The sequence below is a fragment of the Chromobacterium haemolyticum genome, assembly GCF_009936155.1.
Lineage (GTDB): Bacteria > Pseudomonadota > Gammaproteobacteria > Burkholderiales > Chromobacteriaceae > Chromobacterium > Chromobacterium haemolyticum.
The window spans coordinates 3,049,372-3,066,760 of record NZ_AP019312.1; the positions used below are offsets into that span (position 1 = coordinate 3,049,372).

The following is a 17,389-nucleotide window of genomic DNA, read 5'->3' on the forward strand; positions in this document are numbered from 1 at the left end:
GGCGCAGATGTCGCGAGCCTATTTTTCGGTCCGAGATTTCGTTAAATCCGCTCTCCCTGGAGTGAAGCATGATCAAGAAAATTGCAAGCCTGCTGGTATCCGCGGCGTTAGCCATGCCGGTGCTGGCAGGTTCGCCGTCCAGCGTGATGGTGGCCTCGCAGATGGCCGATCTATCCGTTCCGCGGCTGAATTCGCATTCGGTACTGGTGCTCAACGGCATCACCGGCGAACCCTTGTACCAGAAGAACATCCACCAACGCATGCCGATCGCTTCCATCACAAAATTGATGACAGCGATGGTGCTGCTGGATTCCGGCGCTTCGCTGGACCAAGAAGTGACCGTGTCCGACGCCGAGATCGACCGGGTGAAAAACACCTCCTCGCGCCTGGCGGTGGGCACCACTCTCAGCCGCAAGGAAATGCTGCTGCTGGCGCTGATGTCGTCCGAAAACCGCGCCGCCGCCACCCTGGCCCGCACCGCGCTGCCCGGCGGCACCGCCACCTTTGTGGAGCGCATGAATCGCAAAGCCCGTAGCCTGGGCATGAGCGAAACCATTTTTTACGACGCTACCGGCCTGGATATGCGCAACACCTCCACCGCCGCGGACCTCGCCCGCATGGTCCGCGCCGCGCACGGCTACCCGCTGATTCGCGCCTTCACCACCACGGAGAAACACCAGATTCAATCGGTGAGCCGCCGCGTGCTGCAATATAAGAACAGCAACGCGCTGGTGCGCGAAGGCGACTGGGAGATTTCGCTGCAAAAAACCGGCTACATCCAAGAAGCCGGCCGCTGCATGGTGTTGCAGGCCACGGTGGGTTCCCAACCTCTGATCATCGTGTTGCTGGCCGCCGGCGGTAGCGCCGCCCGCGTCAACGACGCCAAAAGCATCAAAACCTGGCTGGAGGCGCACCCCGGCAACTGGTTGGCCGGCTGAGCTCGCCGTTCCCAAATGAAAACGGCCCTTCCGTCAAATGACGGAAGGGCCGTTTTCATTACATCCGCTCACATATAACGCAAGTCGAACTGAGCCAGGCCGTTGGCCGAGCCAGGCTTGATCCCGCCTTCCTGCCCTTGCGGCACGGGTGCGCGGGTGGATTCGTACATCGCGTTGAAGCGCAGCGTGTTGCTGCCGTTGGTCAAGCCCACCAGCGGCGAATACTGACCCAGCACAATGTCCCCGCCGCCCGGCCCCATCAGGCGGATACCCACGCCAGCGGCGCTGCCGTTGATCGCCATCAGTTCGCCGTTGTCGCGGTCGGCCTCTCCGTTAAAGCGGACCGCCACCGTTGTCATGGTGTCGATGGAGCACTCGGTCAACCGGATGTCGAAGGCCACCGGACGGGAACGGTCGCCGATTTTGCGGAACATTTGCGAGGACACCAGGCCCAGCCCCACTTCCAGGCTTTGTGAATTGGGATCCAGACCGCAGGCGCTCAATACCAGCTCGCCGAAAACGTTCAAGGTGCCGTCAGCCGCATGCGCCAACGGCGCCGCCAGCGCCAAAGCCAGCACCATCGCCTTGAATTTCATTGCTCCACTCCTTACGCCACTTCAGTTAACCGTCTGATCATCCGAAGACCAGACGGCCCAAGCCGCTTAGATATAATCCAGATCGATATTAATCATGCCCTGAAATGGGCCCTCTTCTACTTTACCCATATTAGTGGGAACAATGGTTCCGTACATCGGCACGGTTTTCTGGCGATCACCAAAACTAAAATCAGCCAGAAACTCAGATTGTCCAAAACGTAGTTGACGACCGTCACTAAAGAATAACTGCAAGCCTAAACCGCTATCAGAGCTATCCTTCTTTTTAACCAAAGTAGCCGTATAAGTATCCGTCAAGCCATTCTTCCCGGTGAAATAGCCATTAATTTTTACTGGGTCATCACAGGTTTTAACCAAATTTAGCCGGAAATCTTTTCGAGGCACAGCGGGCACGAGGCCTTTGACACTTCTGACAATACGACCAAAATCCAATGTATTGGAAGCAGGGTCTAAGCGCACTTCTACAGCGCATTGGATCGGCGTAATTTTACCCAACCCCACTACCTTGTAGACCAAGTTGGAATTTTCTTTATTATTAATACCCAGCTCGCCATCAAACTGAAGCACCTGAAACTCAGACATCCCTATACCACTTGTGGGAATCGTGCCCTGCTTAGCTATTACAACTTGAAAAGTAAGTGAAAAATTCACCTCCTTGCACTTATCGTAATTCCCTCCAAGATTACACTCGTCAATATAATAACCGGTTGGGATTCTATCGCTAGCGTTAACCCCCCAATAAGTTCTGCCATTATAAACCACACCAAACTTTACACCTTTGGCATTGTTGTTATTACGAGGGTTCGGATAAAAATAAACCTGCTCCCTCATAGAAACACTATTATCTTTGTAACATGTTACATTGACAGTCCTATCTTCGGAGTGCCAAATCTCTCTTCCATCCGGCAAGGTCACTGGAACCTTAATGGTAGAGCCAATATCCCTCGTAATCATGGCGGAGCCATTGCGCCCCCCTTCCTTGCACGCCAGAGCGTGGCTCAAGGCCGGCAGCATGGCCAGAGCGGCCATCAATAGCAAACGCGGCAAACGACGATTCAACATTGGCTCTCCCTGCGCTGTGCGCTTGCGGAATTATTTCTTGTCTTCGCGGTATTGGCATTGGCCGTCCGCGCAAACGAAGGTAAAGGTATCCTGAGCGCCGAAATCATTGATGTTGCTCAGCTTCAGGCTGGCCGGCAGCGCCTTCAGCGCAAAACGGGCCTCGCCCTTGGGCGGCACCATCAGGCCGTCCATATCGCGCGGCTTCTTGTCTCCCGGCAGCTCCAGCCCCACCAGGGTCAGGTGATACGGGCTAGGGTTCTTGAACACCAGCTTGCCGGCGGCGGCGTCGAAGCTCAGCTGCAGCTTGTTGGCCGGGTTTTCGCCACGCGGCAATTGAGCCTCCTTGGGACGGTAGAACACCTTGATGCGCGACTTGATCGCCAGTTGCAGCACATTGTCCTTGTCGCTCTTGGGCGGCACTTCCTGCACGTTCAGATAAAACAGCGATTCCCTGTCGGACGGCAGGCTGGGATCCGGAATGCGGCTCAAGCGCACTACGCCCTTCTCGCCGGCCTCGATACGCTGCAAGGGCGGCAACACCAGGAAGGGCGAAGCCAGGCGCTTGCCTTCGCCGTCGCTGAGCCAGGACTGAACCAAATAGGGTTGCTCAGGGTTCTTGTTGGTCAGCACCATGCTGACGTTCTTGTCCTGCTCCAGATAAATCATCCGGGTACGGTCCAGCAATATGTTGGCCTGGGCCGTTAGCGGCGCGGTCAATGTGGCCAAAACGCTCGCCAGCCCCAGTGCGCGATGAAGAGTTTTCATATCGATTCCTTATTCTTTATTCTGCGAGAGGCGTGCAGGTCATGTCGCGGCCGCCCTGGCTCAGCTCGTAATCGGCCGGCAGCGGGTCCACGCGGCAACGCGTCTTGCCCCAGGAAATTTCCAGCTTGGGTGTCGGACTCAAGCCAGTGACGAAGGTCAAGCCGCCATCGCCCACCATGCCGACATCGCGCTTGCCGGCCACATCGCTCACGGTGGCGCCCAAAGGCGGCATTTTGCCATCTGGCAGCCTCACCGTCAGCAAGGCCTTGCGTCCCACTTTGACCGGAAACTCAGTGCGCCCCACCGCGCCTTCAGTCAGCACCACGCGGCGCACCACGGAACTGGCCTCTACGGAGTCCGGCATATTGTCGTCGTCCAAGCGCACGTCCTGGCTGTAGTACGGCGCCACGCTGCTCAGCATGGCGAAGCCGTTGCGGTCGGTTAGCGCCGGCACGCCGTACACCGGCACGCCAGCCACGCCTTCGGTATCCACCAACATGCGGGTTTCACCGCCGTAGCTGTTGCCCATGGTCAGGCCGCCGGCGTGCAATACCAGCGAGCTACCCATCCCGGCGGACACGCTGCTGTAACCGCCCTGCTGCTTGCTGGCCGAAACATCGGCCTGCATGACGCGGCCGGTGTAATGATAGTCGCCGGACACGAGCGGCTTGCCAGAGCGGGTATCCGCGCTCATCGCCACGTTGTAGCTGTGGTTGGGGGTGCTGCTGTCCGAATAGCGCACCGTGTGGCTGGTATTGCCGGCGCTGCCTTGGATGTCGTAGCCGATGCGACGGTTATTCTCCAGCGGCATGCTCAAGCCCAGGTAAACACGGTTGCTGCTGCCGGTCTGATCACGCAGGTTCTGCACCGACAAGTTGAGGCTGACATTGCGCAAGGAACCGATATTGATGTCGCGGCTCAGCGACAAATCCACGCGCTGGGTGGCGGTGGCATTCCAATAAGTGGACTTTTCCGCCGACAGAAACACATTGGTCTGGCCGAAAGTCTTGCTGGCGGTCATACCCACCCGCTGTTTGTCACTGATATAGGTCTGGCCGTCCAGATCGCTGAGGAATTGACCGAAGGATCGGAAATTGCGGTCCGAAAAGCGATAGCCGAACAGGCGGATATCCGCGTTCAGGCTTTCAAACCTCTTGGCGTAGTTGAAACGGTAAGAACGGCCGGCCATATTCATGCCGCCGCGCATTTGAGCGTTGGCCTGGGTCACGTCGGCGGACAAAGCGCCCCAGCCGCCGAGATCCTTGGCGAAGCCCATCGCCAGCGAACGGTAGTCCGCGGAGGCGATGAAGCCGCTGTACAGCGACAAGGTCTGGGTCAGACCGTAGGACGCCTCGGCGCTGGCCACACTCGGGTGCGACGCGCTGCCGTTCTGATCCGCCTGACCGATGGCCGCCTTGTAGCGCCACATGCCGTTACGCGTCAGGAAAGGCACCGAGGCGGTGTTGACGGTAAAGGTCTGCTGGCTGCCGTCGGCCTCCTCCACCGTCACATCCAGCTGCCCTTGCGTGCTGCTGCTCAGATCGCGAATGGAAAACGGGCCCGGCGGCACATTGGTAGTGTAGAGCACCCGCCCTTGGTTGCGGATGGTCACTTTAGCATTGGTCTTGGCCACGCCATTGACCTGCGGCGCATAGCCGCGCAGGCTTTGCGGAATCATGCGGTCATCGCTGTTCAGCGTGGCGCCGCGCATGGAGAAGGCGTCGAAAATCTCGGAGGTCTTGAACACTTCGCCCAAGGTCAGCCGCGCCTGCATGCCGCGCAAATCGCGGTAGACCTGGGTATTGTTCCAGCTCAGACGGCTGCGGTTAGTCGCGCTGTCGTCGTACTGGTAATTGGAACGCAGCCTCCAGGGACCGGCGTTGGCGCCGGCCACGCCGTAACTGGTGGTCTTGCTGCTGCTGGCGCCAAGACCGTTGTCGGTGCGCTGATAGAACACCCGGTAATCCAGCATCGCGGCCGGCACGCCGTCGTTCCAGGTTTCCGGCGGCGCATAGTCTTCATCGCGGTAAGCCAGTTCCGCTTGCGGCACCGAGATGTCCAGGCGCGCGTTGCTCTTGCTGTAACGCACTTTGGCTGCGCTGACCGCAGACAAATCAACACATTGCTCGTTCTGCGGCCAGACAATGCCGGAGCGTAGGCCAAGCTGGCGGATCAATTCCGGCGGCAGACACGGACGCACCGTCTGATCTGCGCCTTCCGGGCGAAAATCCAGCTCCAACTGCTGCAAAAAGCGCTGATTCAAATACACATCGGCAATATAGCGGCCCGGCACGATATAGCCGGCCTGCTCGAACTGCTCCAGGCTCACGCTGCTGCTCGGGTCTAGCTGCAAAAAGGCGTCGTTGAACTCCACCGCATGCGCAATGCAAGGGCCGAGCGTCAACGCCACTGCCACAATGTAAATGCGATGCTTGTTCATGCCTGCTGATATCCCGATTTAAGTGCATGCGCCGCCTTACGGCAGCCTTGCCAAAAACACACCGTCGCGTCTGATCGCGCCGGCCTTGATTCTGTCCCGCCAAGCAATGACGAAGCCGCGCCGATTTTCAGGCGCAGGAGTATGCCTTGGGAGAATGCTTGCAGATGACTAACCTCATGCCCTGGTTTGCAGACTACTCATTGCTGACAGCGGACAAACCAGGCCTGATCATCGCCTAAGCGAACAGACCGTCAGGGCACAAGGAAACAGGGGTCGGAACTTTGCTTGGTTCCGTTTTTGAATCGAACTGCGGATTACTTGTACTGCAGATCGAATACGGCGAAGGCATCGGCTTGACCCGGGGTCACGGCAACTGCGTCGCCGGCTTTGCCATCGGCTTCGTATGCGGCGCTGAAGTTCAGAGTGTTGTTGCCGTCAACCAGGTTCACAGCGGTGCCGTACTGATTCAGTTTGATCTGGTCGCCGTTGTTGGTATTCACCAGACGAACGCCCACGCCCTTGGCGCCGCCGCTCTTCAGAGCCATCAGTTCGTTGTTGGTGCCAGCGGTGCCGGAGAACATCACAGCCACGGTCTTCAGCGTGGTGGTGGTGCAGTCGGTCAGGGTCATTTGGAACGGGGTCGGAGCCGAACGGTCGCCCACTTTCTTGAACACATGGGTCGGCACTTTGCCCAGACCCACTTCCAGGTTCACGCTCTTGGAATCCAGACCGCAAGCGGCGGTAACGATTTCGCCCTTAACGTCCAGGGTGCCGGCGGCGGCGAAAATGGAGGAAGCGGCAACAGCCATCAGGGAACCAGCAAATACAAATTTTTTCATTCTTGACTCCGACTAGGGTAATCATTCTCAAACCGCACAGCAGCCTCGCTTGCCGCGTCGCGGACCATCCGCCAGTGCTGACCTGCAGTACTGGAACGCAGCCGCATAGTATCAAGCGGAACCATTGCGTAGATTTTTTTGTTTCATATTAAATTTTTTCTTTAAAATCTACACAAAAAGAGCCCTCGCCGACTTTAAACGATTTGATGAATCAATCTTGAATATTTGTTTTATTTCAGGGGTTTGTTAAGAATTGGGCAATATTTGCAATAAAACAACACTTCAAATAAAGAAAACCCACCTCAATAATGCCAGGTGGGTTTTTTGATGAATTATTGAGCAGTTTTGGACTGCTATCAGAAGTAGTTGACCACCAGATTCACCGCGCCAGCTCGGGCGGTGGCGCTACGCAGCAAATCGCGGCTGCTGAACTGGTTCTCGCCTTTGCGCACGCTGAGGCTGGCGATCTTGCCTTGCTGGGCGGCGGCTTCACTGTCCAGCGTCAGCTTGGCCGGGCTGGCGCATTGATTGAGTTCAAGGGCCGGCTTCGCGCGAGCCGCATCGGCGCTAGCCACTTCGTGGGTTTGGGCGCTGCAGCCGCCTTCAACGATGGCGCCGTAGAAGTGCACCTGGCCGCCTTGAGCCATTGCTGCGGTAGAGAGAGCGGAAAGCAGGGCTGCCAGTCCAAGTGCGTGCAGACGTTTCATTTTCGACCTTCCTTTCCAAATCCCGCAATTAGTAAGCAATTACTTTTAGGTTTATGCTTTTTTTATAAGCTTAACCGGTTCAATTGCATTCTAGTACAAGTGGCATTTAAATTGAAAGGGCTATTTGATAGATTTTATTACAAATTGTTTTGTTTTAGAATTAACAAAAACTTACTAATAAATGCATGTTTAATTAGGAAACAGTTAAGTTTATCAAATGACGACGTCTGACTATCGTTATGGCACAAACTAAGCGCGATCGCCGCCAACAGAGCGGATAAGAGGAACAGGCCCACGGGACGACCAGCAACAAAAAAGGGACGGCATACCGTCCCTTTGCTCCGCCGGCCTGATGTCGGCTCGAATGACTGGGCGATGTCAGGGCATCAGCGGCCAGGTATCGCTGCCCTTTCCATTGTCTTTTCTCGGCGGCGCGACCGGCTTCGACCCCGGCGCCCGCCCCGGCCGCGTCCGGTTGAAGTACTTTTCCAGCAAGGCATCCAGAATCGCGGAAGTTTCGGCATCCGGCACGCCGTCATAGCGAGCGGGCCGGAAATGCATCTGGAAAGCCGCCACCACGTCCTGGCTCTCTTTATCCAGTGTGCCGGTTTGCGGCGCTTCATAGCCGTAATCTAGCAAGCGTTTCTGCAAATTCCGTATGTCTCCGCGATAAGGCGCCTGCCACAGGTAGAACTCAATCGCCTCGCGCTCCGGCCAAGCGCCGATGTTGTAGTCGCGGTATAAGCGCTCCCACGGAAACCTGGGCCCCGGGTCCACCTTGCGCCCCGGCGACACGTCGGAGTGCCCCACGACCTTGTGCGGCGGAATCTGGTGCCGCGCGATAATGTCCGCCGCCAACTGCGCCACCACCGAGACCTGCGCCTCATCGAAGTCGAACCACTGCCGTCGCATCAGGGGCAGTTCGTCCTCTTCTGGAGACGGATAGCCCAGATTCACAATCTCGATGCCGATGGAACTGGAGTTGATCAGCCGGTCCCCTTGCCAGTAACTGCGCCCGGCGTGCCAAGCTCTGCGCTCCTCCGGCACCAATTGGTACACCTTGTTGGACATGCCCAGCAAAGCGGCATCCGGCACCAGATAATGCGCACTGGCCCCGTGCTGGCTCTGCGTGAGCATTTCCAGCGCCAGGGCATTGGGCACGGCGGTGTAATGGAAAACCAGGTTGCGCACCCTGGAATCCTGATTCTCGGAAAGCAAACTAGCGTCTATCCGATAGCTTTTGGCTGTTCCCGCCGCGCTGGCGCATGCAGAACTCAATACGCTGGCCGCCAACGGCGCCAGCAGGGGCAAGGCCCCCGTCCAACCCAAAATGTGTCTTCTACTGATCATTTTCCATTCAACCTTATCGTCAAGTATGCGCGCGGTCATTTTTCCGGCACACGCTGCACAGGTAGAGTTTTTTAACTAATAAATAGTTCCAATTAAGATATTGGCATGATAAATGCCATTTAATTAATATGAAAATATTCAAGATCAGCGTGAAATCATGCATTCAGGCTTGCCAACCCACTGATCCTGCTTTAGATTGCGCAGCGACTCATGGGAAACCTGCATTGAGACTATCGGCATTCAAATCCATTACCCGGTTGGCCCTGCTACTATTCATTCTTTGGCAGGCTCTGCCCTTGGCCAACGCCGCGGTTCACGCCGACGACGCGCTTGGCCGCGCCGGCCAACGCTTTGCCCCCGGCCACGGCATCGCCACAATGCAAATCGCGAGCGGCAGCCACGCACACTGCGCCGGCGAACTAGGCGGATGCGGAGAGTGTCAGGCTTTGCCATGCGCAAGCCCAAGCTTAGCGGCAAACGCGGCGACCTCAGGCTGGCCCGACTTCGTCACCGCCCTTCAACAACGCCCTCCTCCCACTCCTCCGCGCCGGCCGCCCCGCGCCTGAGAACCTGTTTACGATCTACCGCGCGTCGTAGAACGTACACGGGAAGTGCGACTTCGAGATGCTCCATGTACCGCTTGTACATTCCGCTTTCTCTGCCGCAACGCCCTGCCTCTCTCTCGCGAAACCTTGGTTAGTTTCCAAGCGTTCCGCCTTCTTTTCTCGCAAACGCGCCGCTCTCTCCGCGGCCTAAATCGCTTGGGACTACTACATATGAATGTAATCATCGGCTACGTCGTCGTGATCGGCATGATCTTCGGCGCCTTCCTGATCCACGGCGGCGCCATCGGCGCCATTCTCTCCGCGATGCCCACCGAGATGATGGCGATTCTGGGCGGCGCGATGGGCGCCTTCATCGTTGCGAATCAGACCAAGAACCTGAAAGCGGTGGCACGCGCGCTGCCCGCCGCGCTCAAGGGTTCGCGCCACAACAAGGCCCGCGCGCTGGATCTGCTCAGCCTGCTGTACGAACTGCAGGTCAAGGCGCGCAAAGAGGGCATGATGGCCTTGGAGGCCGATGTCGATGCCCCTCAGCAAAGCCCTATCTTCAGCAAATACCCGGCCATCGCCGGCGACCACCACGCGCTAAGCTTCATCCGCGATTACCTTCGCATCATGGTCAGCGGCAATCTGAACGCCTTCGAAATAGAGAACCTGATGGATGTGGAACTGGAAACACACCATCAGGAAGGCATGGCGCCCATCGCCGCCATCCAGCGCCTAGGCGACGCCTTACCGGCTTTCGGCATCGTCGCCGCCGTTCTGGGCGTGGTCAACACCATGGCTTCGGTCGGCGCGCCGCCTGCGGTGCTGGGCGGCATGATAGGTTCCGCCTTGGTAGGCACCTTCCTGGGCATTCTGCTGTCCTACGGCATGGTGACGCCGTTGGGCTCGCTGCTAGAACAGAAGCTGGACGAGGACAGCAAGGAATTGCAATGCATCAAGACCGTGCTGCTGGCCGGCATGCAGGGCTATCCGCCGCCCAGCGCCATCGAGTTTGGCCGCAAGGTGCTGTTTTCGAGCGAGCGCCCGGAGTTCGAAGAACTGGAACAACGCATCAAGAGCCTGCGCTAAGCTCGCCCGGCAAGGGGATCAGCTCCTCTGCGTTCACTCCAAGGCCAAACTGGCCGCCTAGCCGTAACTCCGCGCCCAGGCTCGCCGCCTCGCGCGCGGACAGACTCAGGCTCAGGCGCCCCGCCTGCGCGGCCACTTCCACGCGGGCGCCGTCCGCCAGCCAGGTCAGCGACTCAATACGCGCTGGCGGGTACTGCGGCCCCAGCCGCAGAGCGCGGCCTGGCACCACAGCATGTTCCAGCACGTTTTCATAACCGATGAAGCGCGCGAGCCACGCGTTTGCTGGCCTAGCCAGCAAGTGCCGCGGCGCGTCGCATTGCACGATGCGCCCCTGGTACAGCACGGCGGCACGGCTCGCCATCGCGAACGCCTCCTCCCGGTCATGCGTGACCAGAATCGCCGGTATCCCCGACTCTGTCAGCAGTTGCGTGAACTCCCCTTGCAACTGGCCTCGCAAGTGCGCGTCCAAGCTGGAAAACGGCTCGTCCAGCAGTAATAGCCGCGGCCGGGTCACCAGCGCGCGCGCCAGCGCCACCCGTTGTTGCTCTCCGCCGGACAAGGTCCAGACCTTGCGCCGCTGATACCCTCCCAACCCCAACCGCTCCAGCATCGCTTCCGCCTCGCGAGCGGCCTGGGCACGGGACTGCCCGCGCTCGATCAGCCCGAACATCACATTGCCCGCCACGTCCAAATGCGGAAACAGGGCGAAATCCTGAAACATCAGCGCGAAGCCGCGCCGTTCCGGCGGCAACAGATTCATGTCCTCGCCGTCGAAGAGAACGGTGCCGCCGTCCAGCGGCAGCAGGCCGGCGATGATTTTAAGCAAACTGCTCTTGCCGCAGCCGGACGGTCCCAGCAAGGCCAAAGTTTCTCCGGCCGCCACCTCCAGCGACACGCCGTCCGCCGCCACTCTCGCGCCGAAACGCTTTTCAATCCCTCTGAGTTCAAGCACGCCCATCTCCTTTCTCCGGCTCGCCCGGCCTCGCCGCGCTGCTTTCAATAACGGCGAAAGCCAGCGTCGCTAGCACCATCAGCAGGCCGGACAACAACATCGCCGCGTCCGCGTTGGCCTGGCCGGGCCGGCCCAGCTTTTGATAAATCAAGGTGGTCAAGGTCAGCCATTCCGGCCGGGACAGAAACAAGGTAACCGCAAATTCCCCCACCGCAGTGGCGGCTGCGAAGGCCAGCCCGCGCCGCAGAGCTGGCTGCAACAAGGGCCAGATTACCCGCCGAAACAGCCGCCAGGGCGAGGCCCCCAGGGAGCGCGCCGCCTGCGCCAGATGTTCCGGCATACTGTCCAAAGCCACGCCGATGGCCTTGGCGACGAAGGGATAGGCCAACAAGACGTAGGCCGCCAACAGCATGGCCAAATCGGCACTCCAGCTTGGGTACAGCAACAGCAGGCCAAACGCCACGCAGACTGGCGACACCACGAAAGGCAGAAAGGCCAGGGCCCGCAACCACAGCCAGCGTCCGGTGGCCAGCGCGTGGCACAGGCCCAGTACGCCGGACAATAGTACGGTCAGCAAGGTGAAATGCGTCGAGTTGAACAAAGCCAGTCGCAATTCCTCGTCCCATAGTCCGGTCAGGCTATCAAGCGCGGACAGCGCTTTCCACAGCACCGCCAGCAAGGGCAAGCCTGCGAAGATCAACAGGATGGCAAGGGCCGCCGTCAGCCAGGCGCAGTCCACCCACGTCCGCGCGGGCGCGGGGAGCAGCGGCTCGCAGCGCGCCGGCACGCCCAAACGCGCTTCCAGCCAGGCGTAGACCGCAGCGACGCCGCCGGCCACCAGCAGGCTCAACAGCGCCAGCGCGCCGGCGTCGGCCAGGTTCAGTTCATACGCCACCAGCGTGTAGATCTCGACTTCCACCGTGGCGTAACGCTGGCCGCCCAGCAACAAGGCCAGACCGAAACCGGAGAAACAATATAGAAAGACCAAGCAGAGATTGGGCAGCAGCCAGGGCAGCGCCGCCGGCCATTCCACGCGCCAGAACGCACGCCAGCGGCCGGCGCCCAGACTGCGGGCCGCGGCCAGCCGGCTGGCGGGCACCTGAGCGAAGCCATCCGCGGCGGAGCGAATCACCAGCGGCAGATTGAAGAACAGATTGCCGTACAGCAACAGCCAGGGCGAGTCCTGCAGGTCCAGCCCACTCAAGCCCTGCGGGCCGAACAGCGCCAGCACCCCGACGCCGGCGACCAGGGGAGGCATCACAAAAGGCAACATCAGCAGGCGCAGCGCCAGGCCGCGTCCGGCGAAATGGAATCGAGCCAGCGCCCACGCCGCCGGCACGCCTAGCAACAAGGCCAGCAAGCAGGTCGCTCCGCCCTGCAGCACCGACCACAACATGCGCCAGCGCAGATAGGGATCGCTGAGCAAACCGAAGGACAGCGGCTCTCCGCCCTCCTGCAACAAGCGCGCCAACGGCAAGGCGGACATGGCCAGCAAAAACAGCAAGGGAGGCGCCGCCAGCAATAGGCGGCTGCTACGGCTCAACATCAAGACTGCGTTCCCTTCAACGGCCAACAGGCGGTCAATACATCCTCCACCCCGTCCTCGTCCACGCTCTGCCCCGCCTTGGCGAAGCCCAACCCGGCGGCCAGCGCTTGCGATGGCAGGTTGTCCGGCGCGATGGACAGCACCAGCCGCGGCGCGCCGGCCCGGGCCGCCCAGGCGCCCATCGCCAGCACCGCCTCGCGGGCGTAGCCCTGACGGCGGTAATCCGGATAAATCGTATAGCCCAGCTCCACGTCGCCGTAGCCGCCCAAATAAGGATGGCCGGGCAAGGAATGAAAGTTGGCATGGCCCACCATCGTCAGATCATCCCGGCGCAGCAAAGCGCGCACCGACCAGGGCGCGTAATCAGGCTGACGTTCGATATCGTCCAGCCGCAAACCCATCAACTCCTGCTCGTCCAGCCATTCCGCAGCCAGCGGCGCGCCCAGCAGCTCGGCAGCCGTTTCCGGTTGGCCGGCCAGGCACAGCCACAGCGTTTGCGGGTCCAGATGACGCAGCAGCAGCCGCGGCGTTTCGATGTCCGGAATCATTGCCCGCCCTTCAACACGACCCGAGTCCAGCGCGACACCCATTGGCGGGAGCGCTCGGCGATCACCTTGCTGTCCGGGGTGTCGTGCGCGGCCGGCTGCTCGGCGAAGCGGTAAACCGGGTCCAAGGCCACCTTGTCCATCACCGGATACATCCACATCGTGGTGGTCACGTCCTTCTGCACCGCTTCGGAACGCAGGAAGGCGATGAATTTCTCGCCCAACGCCGCCTCCTTGCCGCCCTTGACCAGGGCCGCGCCCTCCACCTGGCGGAACACGCCGCCTTTCAAGGGCAGATTGCCGGTGGGCGCGTCGTTCAGTTTCTGTTTGCTGTAGAACACCTCGGCGGCCGGACTGGTCGCGTAGCTGACCACCAGCGGACGGCTGCCGCCGTTCTTGGAGAAATCGGTGTAGTAGGATTCGCTCCAACCCTTGCTGACCTTCAGTCCGTTGTCGCGCAAGCGGCCCCAGAAGGCGAAAGCCTTGTCCTCGCCCATCGCGGCGACAGTGGACAACATGAAGGCGAGGCCTGGACTGGAAGTGGCCGGATTTTGCACCGCCAGCAGGTTCTTGTAGGCCGGCTTGGTCAAATCCTCCAGCGTCTTGGGCAAGGCCAGTCGACGCTGAGCGAACCAGGCCTTGTCGTAATTGAGGGTGACGTAGCCGTAGTCTATGCTCACCGCACCGGGCAAGGCGGCCTTGCCGCCCTGGGCCAGCGCCGCCGGCACCGGAGCCAGCACGCCGGCCTGCTGCGCCTTGCCGATCAGGCTGTTGTCGATGCCGAACACCACGTCGGCGATGGGATTGGCCTTGGTTAGAATCAGCTTGTTCAGCATCTCGCCGGCGTCCCCGGCCTTGATGATGGAGACCTTGGCGCCGTTCTGCTTTTCGAACTCGGCCAGCAAGGGCTTGGACACGGTGAAAGAACTGTGCGACAGCACACGCAGCTCGGCCGCCGACGCGGCCAGGCTGGACGCCGCCAGCGCAACGGCTATCAAAGAGGAAAAGCGCTTCATGGATATCTCCGTACACGATAGTCCGGAGCAAGCGGAATGCGGGCCTTGGCCCGCGCATCACGCTCCCTCCGCTGGCATGACCCAGATCAGGTTGCAGGGTATTTTCTCAGCCCGCGCCGCGGGCACCCCTGGTGACAGCGCGCCAGTATACCGCAGCGGCCGCGCGCTGACAGCCAACACTCTTTAACAGAGTCTGCCGGCGGCTTAACACGCCGATGACAAGCGCCTTCTAAGCTGAATGTGCTTGCGCCCGCTCCGGGCGCGCCGGGAGACCATGCTTGAACCCCTTGCAAATCCTTTGCCGGCCGCTGACAAAAGCGGCGGATGCCATCTGTGCCGCAGCCAAGGCCGGACTCTTGCTGGCCGTTCTCGGCTTGCCCGCGCTGGCCCAGGCTGGCATCGGCATCGCCGGCGCGCGCCACTTGCTGTCTCGCACCGGCTTCGGCGCCAACCCGGCGCAAATCGCCGTCTACGCGCCGCTGGACCGCGAGGCGGCGGTGGACCGCCTGCTGGCGGGCACCCGCACCGCCGCCGCCACCCCGCCGCCGGCCTGGGTCGAGGAATCGTTCGAGCGCCCCGGCCAGCCCAATCTCAGCGAGGAAGAGAAGAAGGCGCTGCAAAAACTGCGCGCCGAACACGCGGTGGAACTGCGCGGCTGGTGGTTGAACGAGATGCGCTACACCTCGTCGCCGCTCAGCGAGAAAATGACTCTGTTCTGGCACAACCACTTCGTGTCCGCGCTGGACAAGGTGCGTTCGCCGCAGCTGATGTACCAGCAGAACCTGCTGCTGCGCCGCTACGCGCTGGGCAATTTCGGCGAAATGCTGCACGCCGTCGCCCGCGACCCGGCGATGATGCGCTACCTGGACACCGCTAATAACCGCAAGGGCCAGCCAAACGAGAACTTCGCTCGCGAGGTGATGGAATTGTTCACCCTGGGCGAAGGCCATTACAGAGAACAGGATATCCGCGAGGCCGCGCGCGCCTTCACCGGCTGGGGGCTGGATCGCGACGACAACTTCGTCAACCGCCCCAAGCTGCACGACGACGGCGACAAGCTAATCTTCGGCCAGCGGGGCAATTTCGACGGCGACGCCGTGCTGGACCTGCTGCTGCAACAAGCGGCCACCGCCGAATTCATCACCGCCAAACTGTGGAAAGCCTTTATCTCGCCCAAGCCGGACCCGGCCGCGATCAAACGGCTGGCCAGCGGCTTCCGCAACAGCCGCTACCAAATCAAACCCTTGCTGCGCGCCTTGTTGCTGAGCCCGCAGTTCTGGAGCAGCCAGGGCCAGTTGGTGAAATCGCCACTGGAACTGACCATGGGCACGCTGGTCACCTTCGATCTCGGCCCGCCGGACTGGCGCGCGCTGGCCGGGCTCAATCGCCAGTTGGGCCAGGATGTGTTCGCGCCGCCCAACGTCAAGGGCTGGCCGGGCGGAGAAGCCTGGATCAATAGCGCCACCCTGCTGAGCCGCAAGCAGTTCCTGGACCGCATCGCCCACGACGCCGCGCCGGCGCGCAACGCCTTTGCGCTGCCGGACGGCGGCATGGACGAAATGAAGGGACGCGAGGCGCGCATCAACCGGCTGGTGGCCGCCGGCCTGCGCTCGCTCAAGCTGCAGCCCGACGAATGGAGCGCCATCTATCAGGTGCGCAGCGCTCAGGACACCGCCAAGCTGCTGCTGGCGCTGCCGCCGGCCAACCCTCTACCCGAGTCTCTCAGCGGCGCGCAAGCGATCGCCCCGCTGTTGCTGGACCCGGTATACCAAGTCCATTGAAAGGTTCCGCCATGTTCCAGCGACGCCAATTTCTGAAAGCCATGGCCGGCGGCCTGATGGTATCGGTGCTGCCCAATCTGAGCTGGGCGCTGGCGCCGGCCGGCTATCGCCGCCTGCTGGTGCTGATCGAGCTCAAGGGCGGCAACGACGGCCTCAACACCGTGGTGCCCTACGCCAGCGCCGACTACTATCGGCTGCGCCCCGGCATCGGCATTCCCCGCGAGCAGGTCATCCAGCTGAACGAACAAGTGGGCTTGCACCCGGCCATGGCCGGCCTGCGCCCGCAGTGGCAGCAGCAAGAGCTGGCGGTGTTGCAGGGGGTTGGCTATCCCGATCCCAACCTGTCGCACTTCCGCTCCATCGAGATCTGGGAAACCGCGTCCAATAGCCAGCAATACCTGAGCGAGGGCTGGCTGAGCCGGCTGTTCCGCGAACAGCCGACGCCGCGCGATTTCGCCGCCGACGGGGTGGTGCTGTCCAGCCAGGTGCTGGGCCCGCTGGACGGCGGCGCGCGCGCGGTGGTGCTGAGCAACCCGCAAGACTTCGCGCGCCAGGCTAAGCTGGCGGCGGACCAGGGCCACGCTGGCGCCGGCGGCGCGCTGGGCCACATCCTCAAGGTGGAGGGCGATATCCGCCAGGCCGCCGCCGAACTGGGCCAGCCGGCCAAGTCCGTGGCCGCTGCGGATTCGCCGATGGCCGCCCCCCGGCCGGCCGGAGCTTTCGCCCAAGCCGTCGCCACCCTGTCCGACACCCTGTCGCGCGGCGTGTCCATCGCCGTAGCCCGCATCACGCTGACCGGCTTCGACACCCACGGCAACCAGCTTCCCACCCAGGCTAGGCTGCTCGGCGAACTGGCCGACGGCATCGCCCTGCTGCGCACGCGCTTGCAGGCGCAAGGGCGCTGGGACGACACCCTGGTGCTCAGCTACGCCGAATTCGGCCGCCGGCCGCGCGAGAACGGCAACCGCGGCACCGACCACGGCACCGCCAACGTCCATTTCGCCAGCGGCGGACGCGTGCGCGGCGGCCTGTACGGCCAAAGCCCGCAACTGGCCGGCGTCAGCGACGGCAACCTGCCCTACGCGATAGACTTCCGCCAGGTCTACGCCACAGCCATCCAGAGCTGGTGGGGCAAGGACAGCCACAATGCGCTGGGCGGACGCTTCGCCCCCTTGCCCATTCTCAAGACATGAAAAA

The 17,389-nt window shown here is 61.2% G+C and carries 15 protein-coding genes and 1 riboswitch; of the genes, 4 read left to right on the forward strand and 11 right to left on the reverse strand.

What is annotated here, in order from left to right:
• Nucleotides 1-68: 68 nt before the first annotated feature.
• Nucleotides 69-938: a D-alanyl-D-alanine carboxypeptidase family protein gene (locus tag GYH29_RS14000; RefSeq protein ID WP_019103934.1), complete on the forward strand. Its 870-nt coding sequence runs from the start codon at nucleotides 69-71 to the stop codon at nucleotides 936-938.
• Between the two features lie 68 nt (nucleotides 939-1,006).
• On the opposite strand, the gene GYH29_RS14005 is transcribed toward GYH29_RS14000, so the two are convergent.
• From GYH29_RS14005 to GYH29_RS14035, 7 genes are all read right to left on the reverse strand, one after another.
• On the reverse strand, nucleotides 1,007-1,534 hold the full coding sequence (locus GYH29_RS14005) for a fimbrial protein (RefSeq protein ID WP_019103935.1): 528 nt from the start codon (nucleotides 1,532-1,534) through the stop codon (nucleotides 1,007-1,009).
• Between the two features lie 66 nt (nucleotides 1,535-1,600).
• Nucleotides 1,601-2,614, reverse strand: coding sequence for a fimbrial protein (locus GYH29_RS14010; protein ID WP_043631042.1), 1,014 nt, complete (start codon nucleotides 2,612-2,614; stop codon nucleotides 1,601-1,603).
• Between the two features lie 30 nt (nucleotides 2,615-2,644).
• Nucleotides 2,645-3,379 (reverse strand): fimbrial biogenesis chaperone, encoded by a 735-nt coding sequence (locus tag GYH29_RS14015; RefSeq protein WP_052370209.1) that lies wholly within the window; start codon nucleotides 3,377-3,379, stop codon nucleotides 2,645-2,647.
• A 16-nt stretch (nucleotides 3,380-3,395) separates the two neighbouring features.
• Nucleotides 3,396-5,819, reverse strand: coding sequence for a fimbria/pilus outer membrane usher protein (locus tag GYH29_RS14020; protein WP_161523979.1), 2,424 nt, complete (start codon nucleotides 5,817-5,819; stop codon nucleotides 3,396-3,398).
• Nucleotides 5,820-6,133: 314 nt separating this feature from the next.
• Nucleotides 6,134-6,658, reverse strand: coding sequence for a fimbrial protein (locus tag GYH29_RS14025; protein ID WP_019103939.1), 525 nt, complete (start codon nucleotides 6,656-6,658; stop codon nucleotides 6,134-6,136).
• Nucleotides 6,659-7,014: 356 nt separating this feature from the next.
• A complete protein-coding gene (locus GYH29_RS14030; RefSeq protein WP_146176134.1) occupies nucleotides 7,015-7,365 on the reverse strand; it encodes a hypothetical protein in 351 nt (116 codons plus the stop codon).
• A gap of 378 nt (nucleotides 7,366-7,743) precedes the next feature.
• On the reverse strand, nucleotides 7,744-8,556 hold the full coding sequence (locus GYH29_RS14035; protein ID WP_232060400.1) for an N-acetylmuramoyl-L-alanine amidase: 813 nt from the start codon (nucleotides 8,554-8,556) through the stop codon (nucleotides 7,744-7,746).
• A gap of 935 nt (nucleotides 8,557-9,491) precedes the next feature.
• Here GYH29_RS14035 and motA point away from each other — a divergent pair.
• Nucleotides 9,492-10,352 carry a flagellar motor stator protein MotA gene (gene motA, locus GYH29_RS14040; RefSeq protein WP_019103943.1) on the forward strand — a complete coding sequence of 287 codons (861 nt, stop codon included), beginning with the start codon at nucleotides 9,492-9,494 and terminating at the stop codon, nucleotides 10,350-10,352.
• On the opposite strand, the gene GYH29_RS14045 is transcribed toward motA, so the two are convergent.
• From GYH29_RS14045 to GYH29_RS14060, 4 genes are read right to left on the reverse strand one after another with little or no spacing between them, the layout of a single operon-like run.
• A complete protein-coding gene (locus GYH29_RS14045) occupies nucleotides 10,336-11,304 on the reverse strand; it encodes an ABC transporter ATP-binding protein (protein WP_043593059.1) in 969 nt (322 codons plus the stop codon). The two genes, motA and GYH29_RS14045, sit on opposite strands and share 17 nt — an antisense overlap.
• Nucleotides 11,297-12,850: an ABC transporter permease gene (locus GYH29_RS14050; protein WP_161523981.1), complete on the reverse strand. Its 1,554-nt coding sequence runs from the start codon at nucleotides 12,848-12,850 to the stop codon at nucleotides 11,297-11,299. Before GYH29_RS14050 ends, GYH29_RS14045 begins: the two co-directional genes overlap by 8 nt.
• The gene (locus GYH29_RS14055) at nucleotides 12,850-13,398 is read right to left on the reverse strand and encodes a GNAT family N-acetyltransferase (protein WP_019103946.1); all 549 of its coding nucleotides are present in this window, start codon (nucleotides 13,396-13,398) and stop codon (nucleotides 12,850-12,852) included. Before GYH29_RS14055 ends, GYH29_RS14050 begins: the two co-directional genes overlap by 1 nt.
• On the reverse strand, nucleotides 13,395-14,411 hold the full coding sequence (locus tag GYH29_RS14060; RefSeq protein WP_081574845.1) for a thiamine ABC transporter substrate-binding protein: 1,017 nt from the start codon (nucleotides 14,409-14,411) through the stop codon (nucleotides 13,395-13,397). Before GYH29_RS14060 ends, GYH29_RS14055 begins: the two co-directional genes overlap by 4 nt.
• 45 nt (nucleotides 14,412-14,456) lie before the next feature.
• Nucleotides 14,457-14,551, reverse strand: a riboswitch (TPP riboswitch).
• Between the two features lie 138 nt (nucleotides 14,552-14,689).
• Between GYH29_RS14060 and GYH29_RS14065 the strand changes: the two genes are divergently transcribed.
• Nucleotides 14,690-16,192, forward strand: a complete 1,503-nt coding sequence (locus tag GYH29_RS14065; protein ID WP_161523982.1) for a DUF1800 domain-containing protein — start codon at nucleotides 14,690-14,692, stop codon at nucleotides 16,190-16,192.
• Nucleotides 16,193-16,203: 11 nt separating this feature from the next.
• Complete coding sequence (locus GYH29_RS14070) at nucleotides 16,204-17,385, forward strand: DUF1501 domain-containing protein (protein ID WP_161523983.1); 1,182 nt, start codon at nucleotides 16,204-16,206, stop codon at nucleotides 17,383-17,385.
• Nucleotides 17,386-17,389 lie beyond the last annotated feature (4 nt).